Here is a 14,571-nt window from a genome sequence, read left to right as displayed (position 1 = left end):
GTGTTTTATCTGAGCAGCTCGCGCGCGATCACCACGCGCTGGATCTGGTTGGTGCCTTCGAAAATCTGGGTGAGTTTGGCGTCGCGCATCATGCGCTCGACCGGATAGTCCATGGTGTAGCCATAGCCGCCGAAGATTTGCACAGCATCGGTCGTGACCTTCATCGCCATGTCACTGCCGAAGCATTTCGCCATGCTCGCCAGCAGGTTCAGCCGCTTCCAGTCGCCGGCATCGCCGGCGCGGGCGCATTCATAAACGAGTGCGCGCGCCGCCTCGATCTGCACCGCCATGTCGGCGAGCATGAACTGCACGCCCTGGAATTCCGAGATCGACTGCTTGAACTGCCTGCGCTCCTTGGCATAGGCAAGGCACGCATCCAGCGCGCCCTGCGCGAGCCCGACCGACTGGGCGCCGATGGTGGGACGGTTGAGGTCGAGCGCCCGCATCGAGGCGCGGAAGCCCTTGCCCTCCTCGCCCACCAGGTTCTCGGCGGGCACGCGGACATTGTCGAGAAAGATCGGCGTGTTGGGCGCACCGCGAAAGCCCATCTTGCGCTCGTGGCGGCCGAAGCTGATGCCTTCCATTGTCTTCGGCTCGACGATGAAGGCGCTGATGCCGTCAGCGCCTGGCCTGTCGCTGGTGCGCGCCATCACCACGATATAGTCGGCGACCACGCCGTAGCTGCACCATTGCTTGCGGCCGTTCAGCACATAGCTGTCGCCGTCCTTCTTCGCACGGGTGTTGATGGCGCTGACGTCTGATCCAGCCTGCGGCTCCGAAATCGCGATCGCAGTCACCACGCCGCCCCTGGCAACGATCGGCAGGTATTTCTCGCGCTGCGCCTCGGAGCCGAAATGCAGTAACGGCATGATGAACATGGTGTTGAGGGCCGCGATCGAGGCACAGGCGGGTGAGACCTTCGATATCTCCTCGCGCGCGATGCAGGCCATGGTGAGGTTGCCGTTCGGGCCGCCATAGCGCTCGGGCACCCAGAGCTGCATCAGCCCCATCTCGCCGAACAGCTTCACGATCTCCAGCGGGAAGCGATCGGTCTCGTCGATCTCGGCTGCGATCGGCGCTACGTGCTTTGCCGCCATTCGCCTGACGCTGTCGCGAAAGGCCGCTTGCTCTTCGGTGAAGCTCATCGCAACTCCCCTTTTTGCCTCGAAGGCCCTTTGTTCGTTGGGTCAACCCCAAAAAAGGACTTCCATTTAATGGGTGATCCATTTAATAATCACCTGCATGACGACCAAGTCAAGCCCCCGCCCTCCAGGCCGCCCCCGGCAGACATCCTCCGGCCGGCGCGAGCGAGCCACCGACCATCGCGCCGCCGGGACGCCGGCCGCGCCGACCTTCCGTCCCATTCACACCCGCCGTGCATTCGAGGAGATCTGCGACCGCATCCGCGAGCAGCTCGCGCTCGGCGTGCTCAAGCCCGGCGACAAGCTGCCGGCCGAACGCGATCTGGCGCAGCAGCTCGGTGTCAGCCGCAACGTGCTGCGCGAGGCACTGCGGAGTCTCGAGATGGCCGGCGTGCTGCGGCTGCGGAAGGGCGTCAAGGGGGGCGCCTTCGTGCGCGAGGGCGACACCAGCCGCATGAACGTGGTGATGCAGGACATGCTGAGCCTCGGCACCATCTCGGTGCGCGAGCTCTCCGAGGCCCGCGTCCACGTGCTGGACCTTGCGGTCCGGCTCGCCTGCGCCAACGGGCGGCAGGCCCATTTCGACGCGCTGGACGACAATATCGAACGCACCGACCTTGCCACCCGCGAGGGCCGCCTGCTCGACCGCGTCGAATGCTCGCGCGATTTCTACAGGCACCTGGCGGCGGCGACCGGAAACAAGGTGATCGCCATGATCATGGACTCCGTCACCGAGATCCATATGCGCTTCGTCTATGCCAAGGTCGCCTCCAGCGGCGTCGCCATGGCGCGGCTGGTCGAGCGGCGGCGGCAGTTCGTCGCCGCCTTGCGCGAGCGCAACGTCTCGGCCGCGACACGGTCGATGCGCGTGCATCTGGAAGCCGTGCAGCGGATGCTGGAGCAGGATCCCGGCGCCATGTCGCTGCATGTGGCGCTCGCGGAAATGCGGCCCGGCATGCGCCGTTAGCCCTTGAGAACCCGATAAATCCAACGAACAATATGGAGGAAACAATGTCCCGATACGCCAAATACGAATGCCTGACGGTCGAAGTCGCCGACAAAGTCGCGACCGTCACCCTGAACCGGCCGCAGGCGCGCAACGCCATCAATCAGAAGCTGATCCGCGAGCTGCGGACGATCTGGGACGATCTCGGCGACGACCATGCCGTCAACGCCGTCGTGCTCACCGGCGCCGGCGACTATTTCAGCGTCGGCGGCGACGTGAAGGCAATGTCGGAGCGGCCGGGCGGCGACGTCCTCGAAGAGGGCGAGGTGCACGATCCCATGATCAGCCGCCGCGCCGTCACCCGCCAGCTCGAGCTCGACAAGCCGATCATTGCCGCGATCAATGGCGATGCCATCGGGCTCGCGGCAACGCATGCGCTGCTCAGCGACATCTCGGTGATGGCCGAGGATGCCCGTATCGGCGACACCCACGTCTCCCGGGTGGGCCTGGTGGCTGGAGATGGCGGCACTGTGATCTGGCCCCTCCTGGTCGGCATCAACAAGGCCAAGGAATTCCTGATGCGCGGCACACTGCTGAACGGCCGCGAGGCCGAACGGCTCGGCCTCGTCAACCATGTCGTGTCCCGCGCGGAGGTGCTGAAGAAGGCGCGCGAGATCGCGCTCGAGCTCGCCCACGGCCCGACCTGGGCCATCCGCTGGACCAAGCTGTCCATCAACCAGATCGTCAAGGACCGGGTGAACATGCTGCTCGAAGCCTCCATGGCGCTGGAGCAGGTCACCTTCGAGACCGCCGATCACAAGGAGGCGACGACTGCGTTCAAGGAAAAGCGTCGGCCGAAATTTGGGCAGGCGTGACCGCGATGGATGAGCTTCCCGGCGACGACGTCAGGGAGATGCTCCGGGATTCCCTACGCGGCTTCCTTGGCGAACATTGGCGGGCCGATGAGGCGGCAAATCGTACCGCCGCGCCGGAGCAGGTATCCGCGATCTGGACCAGGCTCGTCGGCCAGGGCGTGGCGGCATTGGGCCATGATTTCAGCGAAGGCGCCCTGCGCGAAATCCTTATCGTGATGGACGAGCTCGGCCGCGCTGCCTGCCCTGGCCCGATGTGGTCGGCCGCGCTGGCCAATCTGGCCCTGGCAGATTGCGAGGTGGACGGCACCCGCGACCTGCTCGGACGGCTGCATGCCGGCGCCGCCATGATCTGCTTCTCTTTCGGTGCGTGCGATCCCGATCGCGGCACCGGCTCGCTGCGCATCGCCGACGATCGCGCCAGCGGAACGCTCCGCTTTGTCGAGGTTGCGGCGAGCTGCACACATCTGGTCGTGGCTATCGGGGACCACGAGCTTGCAGTCATCGAGTTGAAGGCAGTCGGCGTCGAAACGGTCCCGACCCGGGCAATGGGCGCCTGGGGTTTGTACGAGATCAGGCTCGATGCAGTGCCAGCGGTCGTGGTTCAGCTCAAGCAAGTCTCGGTCTTGGACCTCCTGCTCAAGGCCAAGCTTGCGCTTGCTGCACGTGCGCATGGTGCCGCCCGGCGAGCTTTCGAGCTCGCGGTCGATTACGCCCGAGAGCGCGAGCAGTTCGGCCAGAAGATCGGCAGATTCCAGGCCATCCAGCACAAGCTCGCCGATGGCCTGATCGCGCTCGAAGGCGTGCGGCTGACTATTGATCACGCAGGTCATCTGCACGACTGCAGCGATGCCAACTGGCGCTATTTCGCAAATTGCGCCATCGCGTTTGCGAGCGATGCGCTGCGGCGCGTTGTGCTGGAGACCCAGCATACGTTTGGCGCGATCGGCTATGCCGAGGAGCACGAGGCGCCCGCACATTTCAAGCGCGTCCATCTCGACACCGTCGCGCTTGGCGGCGCGGCCCAGGCGCGACGTGGCATCGCTGCGTTTCTGTTCGATCGCGGCGGCGCACCTCTGCCGCAATATGATCTGGGCGAAGCCGCGAATGCCCTGCGCCAGGAGGTGGAGGCCTGGCTCGCCACTAACTGGTCTGGCGAACGCAAGGCGGCGTTCGACGCAAAGCCTTTTTCCAAGCGCGAGTTCGATGCGGAATTCGCCCGCGACATCGGCCAAACGGGGTGGATCGGCCTCGGCTGGCCGAGGGAATTCAATGGCCAGGCCCGCTCGCCGCTGGAACAGATCGCCCTTATCGAGACGATGGAGCGTGCCGAAGCGCCGCGCATCGGCGCCGCCATCCAGGCCAATGCGCTGCTGATGTTCGGGACGGCCGAACAGCAGCGCAGATATCTGCCGGAAATCCTGCGCGGCGAGGCCATGCACGGCATGGGCTATAGCGAGCCGCAGGCGGGCTCCGACCTCGCGGCGCTGAAGACCCGCGCGGTCAGGGATGGCAACCATTGGGTGATCAACGGCCAGAAGATCTGGACCACGACCTGGTGGGGCAAATACATGTTTCTCGCCGCACGCACCGATAGCACGGCCAAGCCGGCGCATGCTGGAATCAGCATGTTCATCGTGCCGATGGAGACGCCCGGCATCACCATCCGCCCGGCCGTGACGATGTATGACGGCACGTTTGCCAACATCTTCTACGACAATGTCCGCATTCCCCTCGATCACCTGGTCGGCGAGGTCAACGGCGGATGGAAGGTGCTGACGGGCGCGCTTGCCTTCGAGCGCGGCCTGGTCGGCGGCGGCATCGTGCTGAAGGTCGCGCACGCCTTCGAACAATTGCGCCGGCACGTCATGGCGGAAGCGGAAGATCGCGCTCCGCTTTGCGACGATCCGCTGGTTCGCGAGCGGATGGCGCAGCTTGCAGCCGAGATCGAGGTCGGCCGCCAATTGATGATGCATTGCGCCGAGCTCGCCGCCAACGGCGTCACCCCGCCGGAATATGGCGCCATCAGCAAGGTGTTTTCCGGCGAGCTGATGGAGCGTTTTGGCGAGACCGCGCTCGACATTCTCGGCATGCGCGCCTGCCTTTCCGAACAGATGCCGGGCGCGATCGACAATGGCCGGTTCGAGCAGAACCTGCGCCATTCCCTGATGTGGGTGATCAGCATCGGCACCAATGAAATCCAGCGCAGCCTGATCGCGCAGCGCGGGCTTGGCTTACCGAGATAGGAGTTACTGCGATGGCGGAAACGGAAGCGAAAACGGCGCCGCTCGAAGGCCTGCGGGTGCTGGATTTCTCCATCATGCTGGCCGGACCCTATTGCGCGCGGCTGCTCGCCGATGGCGGTGCCGACGTCATCAAGATCGAGCCGCCCGAAGGCGACGACATGCGGCTCCGCGCCCCCTGCCGCGAGGGGCACAGCACCTATTTCGGCCAGCTCAATGCGGGCAAGCGGAGCCTGGCGCTCGATCTGAAAAGCACCGAGGCAATCAAGCTCGTCCACCAGATGGTCGAGCAGACCGATATCGTGGTCGAGAATTTCCGCCCCGGTGTGATGGATCGCCTGGGCCTTGGCTACGACGCCCTGCGCGAGATCAATCCTCGGCTGGTCTATTGCTCGATCTCCGGCTATGGCCAGTCCGGCCCCAGCGCCGAGCGCGCGGCCTATGCCATGATCGTGCATGCCGAAAGCGGCTTTGACCGCGCGCTGATGCGCTATGCCGGCGATCGCGACCGCCCCGCGGCGGGCGCGGTGTTCGTCGCCGACGTGCTCGGCGGCATTTTCGGCTATGCGGCGATCCAGACCGCGCTGGTCCAGCGCGCCAAGTACGGCAAGGGCCAGCGCATCGACGTGGCTCTGATGGACTGCATGCTCAACCTCCTGGTCTATGAGCTGCAGGAAGCGCAATGTCCGGTGGAAGCGCCGCGCCCAGCTTACGGTCCTGTGCGTACCCAGGACGGCGACATCCTGATCGCACCGGTGACCTCGCGCAATTTCTCAGCCCTCTGCGAGGTGACGGGACAGAGCGAGCTGACCCAGGATCCGCGCTTTGCCAGCGTGCCCGCGCGCGGCGCCAACTGGAACGCCATGATGCAGATCGTGGAGAAATGGACGGAGCGCCATACATCGGCGGAATGCCTAGCCGCGCTTGCGCGCGCGGGCGTGCCGGCCGCTGACTATCGCGATCCCGGTGCGGCGCTGACCGATCCGCACCTCATGCAACGAGGCGCCTTCGCCGCGCTCGCCGACGGCGCCGGAGAGTTCATCGGCGTCAACGCGCCCTGGCAGATGTCCGGCGGCCTCACCGCCATGCGACGCGAGGTGCCAGCGATTGGCCAGCACGGCAACGACATTCTCGCTTCGCTGCTCAAGCTGGGCCCTGATGCCATCAAGCGGTTCGCCGCGAGCGGGGCCTTCGGAACGCCGGGCTGACCTGCTCCGCCCGCGACGGACGACGCGCCACCGCTCACACAGGCTCCGCGGCCGGCAGCGACCTGAGATAGACGAGACCGGCAACGGCAAGACGCTCTTCGTCGGTCTGGCCGGACGCGAACAGCTGCTCGATATGCCGCGTCAACGCCCCCCGCGCACGCGTGACCTCTGCCGGGCTGCGATCCCGCACCAGCTCGAAAGCCTCCATCGCGCGCCGAATGGCCGCCGATACAGATGACCTCTCATTTGTCAGAGCATTCATTCAAGAGCTCCAAAATATCGTAAATCAAAAAGAGAAGGCTCCGGTGCACAACGCGACCAGAGCCTCCTTGCGACTAGTCGTTGTCGTGATGGATGACGGTCTTGCTGCGATTGCCGAACTCGTCCTGCTTCTTGATCACCGTGGTCCGGTCATCACGCGGCTCGCGCTCCTTGACCACGGTGGTGTGGTCGCGCTCGTGCGGGGCTTCGCCAACTGTGACTCCCGCGCCGACGGGACCGACATGCACGCCAACATCGTCCGCAAGGGCGGGCGTCGCAAGCGCGCCGATCATCGCTGCAGCAAATAAATACTTCCGCATCTGTTCCTCTCCTCCAAACCGTGGTGCGGGAAGAATGTCCGACAAGGGCTATTGTTCCCACACAAGAGAAGCGCCGCTTTTCGCGGCGCTCTCAGAACTCGCTTGCTTTAGTGATGCCAGAACAGCGCCAGCAGCAGGATGATCGGCAGCGGCACGCCCAGCAACCACAGCAAGGCACCTCTTCCAAAACCCATGATGTCCTCCTCCGAATGGTTTCCTCTTGGAAACCAGATGACGCGGGACAACGGCAAATGTTCCCGCACACGCGCGTTCGATGGTACAGACGAGCGGTGCCAACACACCCAAATCGCCTGTGCAAAGCAGCGAGTGTACACTTCTGAACACTCTCGCCGCGCGGCACGTGCAGTAATGATATGATGAGAGACATGAAAGCAAAATTGGAAAAGCTGCGCGTCGATGCAGCCGAGTGCGACCTCATCAGCAAGCTTGCAACGGACTATGGCAAACGCGAGCTGTTCGCGCGGCTGTCGCGGCGGCTGCTTGACATGGCGGCCGACGTCGAAGCCGCGATCGCTGCCCAGGCGACCGAGGGTGAAAGCAGCGAACTCTGATCAACTTCAGCGGACATGCTCGCGCGGGCCTACGGGCTCTGTATACACATGAACACAGCGCGCCCCAGGTCGGCACGCGCGAACCACGCAGGCCTCACCGCATTAACCCAGGTGAATAGCGGAGGCCGCGATGCATCTGGACGTTCCGTCGCTGGCGCTGGTGGTCGAGGATGATCCACTTCAGCGCGAGGTATTAAGCGACGCATTGAAGCAGGAAAACCTGGACGTGATTCAGTGCGAGAGCGCTGAGGCGGCCGAGCTCGTCATTGCGCGCGCCGGTATCGAGCTCACGCTGATGGTGACTGACGTCGAGCTTGCGGGCCAAGGCAACGGCATCGATCTTGCGACCTTCGCGCGGCAATGCTGCCCGCATTTGCGGATCATCGTCGTCTCCGGCGCCGGCCGCGCGACCCTGCCGTCCGACGTCTGCGTCTTTGCCAAGCCCTACCGCATCTCCGATCTGCTGCAGGCCGTGCACGGCTGAGCCGGCGGCGCGACGCAACGGCGACGTGCAGTCTCTCTCGCGAAAGGCAAAAAACGGAAACTGAGCGTTTCGCGCGAGCGCCCTTACCCGTCGAGGCATAGTCGTTAAGTAACTCTGGTTCATAACCGAGCAGGACGCGGCAATCGCGCCCGGGATCGGTCAGAGAGACGAGTGAAATGCCTCCCATCGAATTTGGTTTGGATACTTTCGGCGACGTCATGCGTGGCGCGGATGGCGCGCCGGTGTCGCATGCGCAGGCGATCCGCAATGTGATCGAGGAAGCCGTGCTCGCCGACGAACTCGGCATCGACTTCATCGGGCTTGGCGAGCATCACCGCGCCGACTTCGCGATCTCGGCGCCCGAGGTGGCGCTTGCCGCCATCGCCGCTCGCACCAAAAGCATCAGACTCGGCTCCGCGGTCACGGTGCTGAGCTCTGACGATCCCATCCGCGTATTCCAGCGCTTCTCTACGCTTGATGCGGCATCGAACGGCCGCGCGGAGGTGATCCTCGGGCGCGGCTCGTTCACCGAATCCTTTCCGCTGTTCGGCTTCGACCTCCGGCAATACGAGCAGCTGTTCGAGGAGAAGCTCGATCTGTTCGCAGCACTCCTGAAGCAGGAGCCGGTGACCTGGCAGGGCAAGCTGCGCCCGCCGCTTAAGAACCAGCTGGTCTATCCGCCGGTCGAGCACCCTCCGCTGAAGACCTGGATCGGCGTCGGCGGCAGCCCGGAATCGGTGGTGCGCGCGGCGCATCATGACCTGCCCTTGATGCTCGCGATCATCGGAGGCGACCCGAAGCGGTTCGCGCCCTATGTCGAGCTCTATCACCGCGCGCTCCGCGAATTCGGCCGCAGCGTGAAGCCGATCGGTGTGCATTCACCGGGCTATGTCGCCGACAGCGACAACCAGGCGCGCGAGGAGCTGTGGCCCGATTACAAGATCATGCGCGATCGCATCGGCAAGGAACGCGGCTGGCCGCCGATGGGGCGTGAGGAGTTTTTGCGCGAGGCCGATCACGGCTCGCTCTATGTCGGCTCACCCGAGACGGTGGCGCGCAAGATCGCCGCAACCGCCAAGGCGCTCGGCCTCGCCCGCTTCCACCTGAAATACTCGGCAGGTCCCCTGCCGCACGAGAAGCTGATGCACAGCATCGAGCTTTATGCGACCAAAGTGGCGCCGATGGTGCGGGACATGCTGGCGTGAAGGCCTTGTTCATAAGGCGCCACTTCCCATTTGGGAACTATGCCGCCGCGCCCGCCGGAGCTAGGAGGATGCTGCGGCGCGGGACGACATAACCGGCGTACGCGCCATTTTTAAGAGTTTCGCACGCCGGCAGCTCGTTGAGGGCTGTCGGCGTTTTTTTCGTCAGAGGTCCCACTCTCAATAATATCGGTGGAAGTGATGCACCGGCCCGTGGCCATGCCCGACTGCAAAGCGGTCGGCAGAGGCGATGGCTTCGCTGATGAAGCGCTTGGCGTTGCGGACCGCGGTCTCTAGGTCCTCGCCCTTCGCAAGGCCCGCAACGACCGCCGCGGACAACGAGCAGCCGGTGCCGTGGGTGTTGCGGGTTTCGAGGCGCGGGCTTGCGAGCGGCAGGGTGCTGCTTGCGCTGATGAGATAATCGATACTTTCGCTGCCGTGCCCGTGGCCGCCCTTGATCAGCACATGGGGGCAACCGAGCGAGAGCAGCCGCCGGCCCTGGCTTTCGATTGCCGCATCGCTTGTGGCGAGCGGCTCGCTCAACAGCACGGCAGCCTCGGGCAAATTGGGGGTGATGATCGAGGCGAGCGGAATGAGCTTCGTGCGCAGCGCATCGACCGCGTCGGCGGGCAGCAGCCGATCACCCGAGGTCGCCACCATCACCGGATCGATCACGACAAAAAGCGGCGACCAGCGCCCGAAGGCGGCGGCGATCGCCTCGATGGTCGCGCGCCCGCCCAGCAGCCCGGTCTTGACCGCGCCGACGCTGAGGTCAGCGAACACCGCATCGAGCTGCGCGGTGACGAAGTCGGGCGGCACGGGGTAGATCGCGCTCACCCCGCGCGTGTTCTGCGCGGTCAGCGCAGTGATGGCGGAGGCGCCGTAGACGGAGAGCGCGGCAAAGGTCTTGAGGTCGGCCTGGATGCCTGCGCCACCGCTTGAGTCGGAGCCTGCGATGGTAAGCGCGACAGGCGTGGCCATGATGTGTGATAGCGCGACCGCCGGATTGCAGCAAGTTTGCTTGCCAGACGGGCCCAAATCTGGCCCTTTGGCGGGCGAAAGGCTGCCCTCATGCCTCCGCAAGGCGCTATAATGGGGCGAACTTTGTCAAGGAGATGCTCGCGATGGTTCCGTTCTTCGTCCAGATCAAGTGCAAGCTCGGCCAGTCCTACACGGTGGCCAACGCGCTTGCCGAGGCCGAGATCGCCTCCGAGATCTATTCCACAGCGGGCGATTACGACCTCCTGGTCAAGTTCTATGTCGACAAGGACACCGACATCGGCCATTTCGTGAACGAACGGGTGCAGACGCTCCCCGGCATCCAGGACACCCACACGATCATCACCTTCAAGGCGTTCGGGGTGGGTTAGCTCGCTGGCGGATCCAGTCGAGCCGAGCTGTTTCGGCTCACCTCTCCCGCTGGCGAGATGTCGATTCAGGCCGCATCCCGCCGCGCGTAACTGATCGCAAAATGCGCCTCGAGCTGGCTCGCGGGCATCGGCCGTCCGAGCAGATAGCCTTGCGCGAAATTCACCCCGAGCGAGCGCAGGTGGTCGAGCTGCTCGGTGGTCTCGACGCCTTCGGCCGTGATCGACATGTCGAGCCCGCGCGCCAGCGTCACTACGGAGGAGATGATCGCGGAAGAATCCTGGCGCTTGCTCAGATTGGCGATAAAGGACTTGTCGATCTTGATCTTGTCGAACGGGAACGCCGTCAGCGAGCGCAGCGACGAATAGCCGGTGCCGAAATCATCGAGCGCGAGCGAAATGCCGATGCCCTTGAGCCTGTCGATAAAGCTGTGGTTCTCGACGGCCTGCTCGAGCAGCACCGATTCCGTGATCTCGATCTCGAGCCGCTGCGGCTTGAGCCCCGATTTCTTCAAGCTTTGCTGGATCACGTCGAACAGTTCGGCCTGCTTGAACTGAACCGGCGACAGGTTCACGGCGACCTTGACGTCGTCGGGCCAGGCGGTCGCGTCCTCGCAGGCGCGCGCAATCACCCACTCCCCGAGCGGCACGATAAGGCCGGTGGATTCCGCAAGCGGAATGAACTGGTCGGGTGGGATCAGGCCCTTGACCGGATGGCGCCAGCGCACCAGCGCTTCCACGCCGCGGCGGTGGCAGGTCTCGGCATCGTAGAACGGCTGGTAATGCACTTCGAACTGGCAGCTGGCGATGGCGTTGCGCAGATCGCTCTCCAGCGTGTTGCGCGCCTCTAGTTCCGCCGACATCGCCTCGTCATAGACCGTGTAGCAGTTGCGGCCCGCCGACTTGGACCGGTAGAGCGCAAGGTCCGCCTTCTTCAGAAGCTGCTCCTGGTTGAAGCCGTGCTCCGGCGCCAGCGCTATGCCGATGCTGGTGCCGATCTCGACCCGGTGGCCGAGCAGCTGGAAGGGCTCGGCGATCAGCTTGGAAATCCGCCGCGCAAGATCGCTTGCCAGCACGCGCTGGCCGGCGCCGCCGGTCAGGATCACTGCAAATTCGTCGCCGCCCAGCCGCGCCAGCACATCGCTTTCGCGCAGCGTCGATCGCAGCCGCAGCGCCACCAGGCGCAACAGCGCATCACCCGCCGCGTGGCCCAGGGAATCGTTGACGTTCTTGAAGCGGTCGAGGTCGAGCAGCAGCACGGCATAGCCGGCGCTCCCGGCGCCTGCATTGATCTCCTGCAGCTGCTCCAGGAAGAAGCCGCGGTTCGGCAAGCCGGTCAGCAGATCGGTCTGGGCAAGCTCCAGCACGCGGCGGTTGGCAAGCGACAGCTGCAGCGAGTTTTGGCTGGAGAGCCCGAGATAGATCGCAAGGAAGAGCGTGGTGACGATGCCGGCGGCGAGCAGCGCCAGCGCGCGGTAGTGATGGTCCATGTGCAGGCCGCCGGATGCGGGCGAGGCCTGCAGCAACCATGAGGTGTCGCCGATCTTCAGCGCGGTCGACCAAATGGGCGCGCCCTGCCGCCTGGCGATGGTCGCTCGCGGCGCGCTCGAGAAGTCCGGCTCGACGCCGGATCCGTCCGCGGGCCGCGGCGGATAGACGTCGATGGCGATGGCGGAAGGGACCCGGCTGTTGGCGCGGATCGCCTGCACCAATGGCGGCAGGTCGAAAATTCCGACCACAAAGCCGTTCAGATTACGCCGACGATCCGCAACGCTTGTGCGCGAGGTGCCCTTGGCATAGACCGGCACCGCGACCATCACCCCATATGGAATGGCGCCGTTGCGAGATTCGTAGAGCTTGGTGCGCAACACCACGACCTTGTTGTCGTCGCGCGCGCGCTCGAGCATGGCGCGGCGTTCCGCGAAGCTCCAATAGTCCAGCCCGTAGACGACAGAGGTCTTCGACTCCGTGGAGAAATAGACGGGGAAATAGACGTCGGCGAGCGGCGCCGCCGCGCCGTCGGCAAAGGTCTTGATCTGATAGCCCGAGAGACCATCCGCGATCGCCGCGGCCTCGTATTCGGCGCGCTCCTTGTGAGTGACCCGTGGCACCCAGGCGACCCGCAACAATCCCGGATGCCCCTGGAACAGGCGCTGGCTGAAGGTCTCGTATTCGCTGCGAGTGATGTCCTCGTTGGCGGATTCGAACAGGGTGCGCAGCGTGATCAGCCGTCCCACATATTCGTTGATGCCGTTCTGGATGGTGATGGCCTGGTTCTCGGCAAGGCCCTCGAACTCGGCACGCGAGAGCCTGTTCTCCCACTGACCGACCGCAATGGCGCCGGCCAGCGACAACAGCGTGCCAATGCAGGCGGCGATCAGCGCGGGACGATACAGTTCCAGGCGCGACACCGGCGCGCGGCGACGCTCGACCAGGGCGCTTGCGCGCCCGATGCCCGCCTGCTCGCCAACTCCGCTGTGTACGCCCGCACGCAAAATGAGGTCCCCAAAACGGCTTACATATCCGTCCAGCATCGATCGGAACCGGGCGCGGTTAAGAACTCGCAAAAATCAAACAAATACCGCTGCGCGCCAACCGGCGTAGTTAACGATCTGCGGTAGTAGAGCCGACAATCTGCCCTGCTTTGTCCGCAATCGTACGGGTCGACAAAGCGGCTTGAATTAGCAAGGTTTTCATCCGCTGCGGATACCATGAAGGCCTGTTGCATTTCATCCTGCAAGTCCTGCCATCAAGTCCTGCCATCAAGTCCTGCCATCAAGTCCTGCCATGCGGTCATCGATAGTCTCGATCCTTGCTGCCTTTGCGCTCGCCTTCGGCGCGAGCCCGCCACCGCGCGCCAGCGCGGACGAGGTAGGCGTTTCGGCCGACACCATCCTGTTTGGCCAGGCGGCCGCGCTCGGCGGCCCATCCTCGGCGCTGGGCCAAGGCATGCGGCAGGGCATCCTGGCGGCCTTTGCCGAGATCAATGCCAAGGGCGGCGTACACGGCCGCCGGCTCGAGCTGATCAGCCGTGACGACGGTTATGATCCGGACCGCTCGGTGATGGCAACGGTGAAGCTGATCGAGGAGGACAAGGTGTTCGCGCTGATCGGCGCGGTCGGCACCCCGACATCGATCGCGACCGTGCCGATCGCGGCGGAGAAGAACGTGCCGTTCATCGGTCCGTTCACAGGCGCCGAGTTCCTGCGCGCCTCCGAATTCCAGAACGTGGTCAATATCCGCGCGAGCTACAGTGCCGAGGCCGAGGCCTGGATCAAGCACCTGACCGAGGACCTGCATCTGAAGGACATCGCCATCTTCTACCAGGACGACTCGTTCGGCCGCGACGGCCTTGCCGGTGTCAAGGCGGCGCTGGCGCGACGCGGTCTGGAGCTCGCGGCGGAAGGCACGTTCGAGCGCAACACGCGCGCGGTCGGCGCGGCCTTCAAGTCGATCCGGCGCGCCGAGCCGCAGGCTGTAGTCATGGTCGGCACCTATGGCCCCTGCGCCGAGTTCATCAAGCTCGCGCGCCGCAGCCGCTTCAACCCGACCTTTGTCGCCATCTCCTTTGTCGGCGCCACCGCGCTTGCCAGGGAGCTCGGGCCCGACGGCAGCGGCGTGGTCGTCTCCGAAGTGGTACCGTTTCCCTGGAATACGCATTTGAAGCTGGTCGCCGACTACCAGGCGGCGGAAAAGGCGCTCGATCCCAGCCTGACACCGGATTTCGTGTCGCTCGAAGGATATCTGTCAGGGCGCCTCGCCGCCGCCGCGCTCGAGAGAGCCGGCCCAAATCCGACCCGCGCGGAGATGCTGCGGATCATCAATGAGGTCGGCCGGTTCGACATCGGCGGCGACATCGTTGCTTTCGGCAACAGCGCGCACGACCAGCCGCCTGGCGTGTTCCTGACCGTGATCCAACCCGACGGCAGCTTTAAAGCAGTCGACAAGCTTTAG

The 14,571-nt window shown here is 64.6% G+C and carries 15 protein-coding genes; 9 read left to right on the top strand and 6 right to left on the bottom strand.

Going from position 1 to position 14,571, the window contains the following annotated elements; genetic code table 11:
• Positions 1 to 5: 5 nt before the first annotated feature.
• Positions 6 to 1,145: an acyl-CoA dehydrogenase family protein gene (locus tag A3AI_RS0123195; RefSeq protein WP_024517876.1), complete on the bottom strand. Its 1,140-nt coding sequence runs from the start codon at positions 1,143 to 1,145 to the stop codon at positions 6 to 8.
• 97 nt (positions 1,146 to 1,242) lie between these two features.
• Between A3AI_RS0123195 and A3AI_RS43315 the strand changes: the two genes are divergently transcribed.
• The 4 genes from A3AI_RS43315 to A3AI_RS0123175 are packed head-to-tail and all read left to right on the top strand — an operon-like array spanning position 1,243 to position 6,411.
• Positions 1,243 to 2,109: a FadR/GntR family transcriptional regulator gene (locus tag A3AI_RS43315; protein ID WP_024517875.1), complete on the top strand. Its 867-nt coding sequence runs from the start codon at positions 1,243 to 1,245 to the stop codon at positions 2,107 to 2,109.
• Between the two features lie 44 nt (positions 2,110 to 2,153).
• Entirely contained in the window at positions 2,154 to 2,963 is an 810-nt protein-coding gene (locus A3AI_RS0123185; RefSeq protein ID WP_245286937.1) for an enoyl-CoA hydratase/isomerase family protein, read from the top strand.
• A 5-nt stretch (positions 2,964 to 2,968) separates the two neighbouring features.
• On the top strand, positions 2,969 to 5,206 hold the full coding sequence (locus A3AI_RS0123180) for an acyl-CoA dehydrogenase family protein (protein WP_024517873.1): 2,238 nt from the start codon (positions 2,969 to 2,971) through the stop codon (positions 5,204 to 5,206).
• 11 nt (positions 5,207 to 5,217) lie between these two features.
• Positions 5,218 to 6,411, top strand: coding sequence for a CaiB/BaiF CoA transferase family protein (locus tag A3AI_RS0123175; RefSeq protein ID WP_024517872.1), 1,194 nt, complete (start codon positions 5,218 to 5,220; stop codon positions 6,409 to 6,411).
• Between the two features lie 34 nt (positions 6,412 to 6,445).
• Here A3AI_RS0123175 and A3AI_RS47830 read toward each other — a convergent pair whose 3' ends face one another.
• From A3AI_RS47830 to A3AI_RS47825, 3 genes are all read right to left on the bottom strand, one after another.
• Positions 6,446 to 6,673 (bottom strand): hypothetical protein, encoded by a 228-nt coding sequence (locus A3AI_RS47830; RefSeq protein WP_024517871.1) that lies wholly within the window; start codon positions 6,671 to 6,673, stop codon positions 6,446 to 6,448.
• A 73-nt stretch (positions 6,674 to 6,746) separates the two neighbouring features.
• Positions 6,747 to 6,992, bottom strand: coding sequence for a hypothetical protein (locus A3AI_RS0123165; RefSeq protein ID WP_024517870.1), 246 nt, complete (start codon positions 6,990 to 6,992; stop codon positions 6,747 to 6,749).
• 107 nt (positions 6,993 to 7,099) lie between these two features.
• A complete protein-coding gene (locus tag A3AI_RS47825; protein WP_156927900.1) occupies positions 7,100 to 7,237 on the bottom strand; it encodes a hypothetical protein in 138 nt (45 codons plus the stop codon).
• A 141-nt stretch (positions 7,238 to 7,378) separates the two neighbouring features.
• Between A3AI_RS47825 and A3AI_RS0123155 the strand changes: the two genes are divergently transcribed.
• The 3 genes from A3AI_RS0123155 to A3AI_RS0123145 all read left to right on the top strand — a co-directional run bounded on the left by A3AI_RS0123155 (position 7,379) and on the right by A3AI_RS0123145 (position 9,253).
• Positions 7,379 to 7,564, top strand: a complete 186-nt coding sequence (locus A3AI_RS0123155; protein WP_502685760.1) for a hypothetical protein — start codon at positions 7,379 to 7,381, stop codon at positions 7,562 to 7,564.
• A 130-nt stretch (positions 7,565 to 7,694) separates the two neighbouring features.
• Entirely contained in the window at positions 7,695 to 8,048 is a 354-nt protein-coding gene (locus A3AI_RS0123150; protein ID WP_024517868.1) for a response regulator, read from the top strand.
• A gap of 176 nt (positions 8,049 to 8,224) precedes the next feature.
• The gene (locus A3AI_RS0123145; RefSeq protein ID WP_024517867.1) at positions 8,225 to 9,253 is read left to right on the top strand and encodes an LLM class flavin-dependent oxidoreductase; all 1,029 of its coding nucleotides are present in this window, start codon (positions 8,225 to 8,227) and stop codon (positions 9,251 to 9,253) included.
• Positions 9,254 to 9,430: 177 nt separating this feature from the next.
• On the opposite strand, the gene thiD is transcribed toward A3AI_RS0123145, so the two are convergent.
• Positions 9,431 to 10,231, bottom strand: coding sequence for a bifunctional hydroxymethylpyrimidine kinase/phosphomethylpyrimidine kinase (gene thiD, locus A3AI_RS0123140; protein WP_024517866.1), 801 nt, complete (start codon positions 10,229 to 10,231; stop codon positions 9,431 to 9,433).
• A 143-nt stretch (positions 10,232 to 10,374) separates the two neighbouring features.
• Here thiD and A3AI_RS0123135 point away from each other — a divergent pair, with 143 nt between their 5' ends.
• Complete coding sequence (locus A3AI_RS0123135; RefSeq protein ID WP_024517865.1) at positions 10,375 to 10,620, top strand: Lrp/AsnC ligand binding domain-containing protein; 246 nt, start codon at positions 10,375 to 10,377, stop codon at positions 10,618 to 10,620.
• Between the two features lie 65 nt (positions 10,621 to 10,685).
• Here A3AI_RS0123135 and A3AI_RS0123130 read toward each other — a convergent pair whose 3' ends face one another.
• Complete coding sequence (locus tag A3AI_RS0123130) at positions 10,686 to 13,151, bottom strand: putative bifunctional diguanylate cyclase/phosphodiesterase (RefSeq protein WP_024517864.1); 2,466 nt, start codon at positions 13,149 to 13,151, stop codon at positions 10,686 to 10,688.
• Positions 13,152 to 13,404: 253 nt separating this feature from the next.
• Between A3AI_RS0123130 and A3AI_RS0123125 the strand changes: the two genes are divergently transcribed.
• Positions 13,405 to 14,571: an ABC transporter substrate-binding protein gene (locus tag A3AI_RS0123125; RefSeq protein WP_024517863.1), complete on the top strand. Its 1,167-nt coding sequence runs from the start codon at positions 13,405 to 13,407 to the stop codon at positions 14,569 to 14,571.

Origin of the sequence: Bradyrhizobium sp. Tv2a-2, assembly GCF_000472425.1 — a bacterium.
Classification (GTDB): domain Bacteria; phylum Pseudomonadota; class Alphaproteobacteria; order Rhizobiales; family Xanthobacteraceae; genus Bradyrhizobium.
This window is presented reverse-complemented; position numbering and strand designations above follow the sequence as displayed.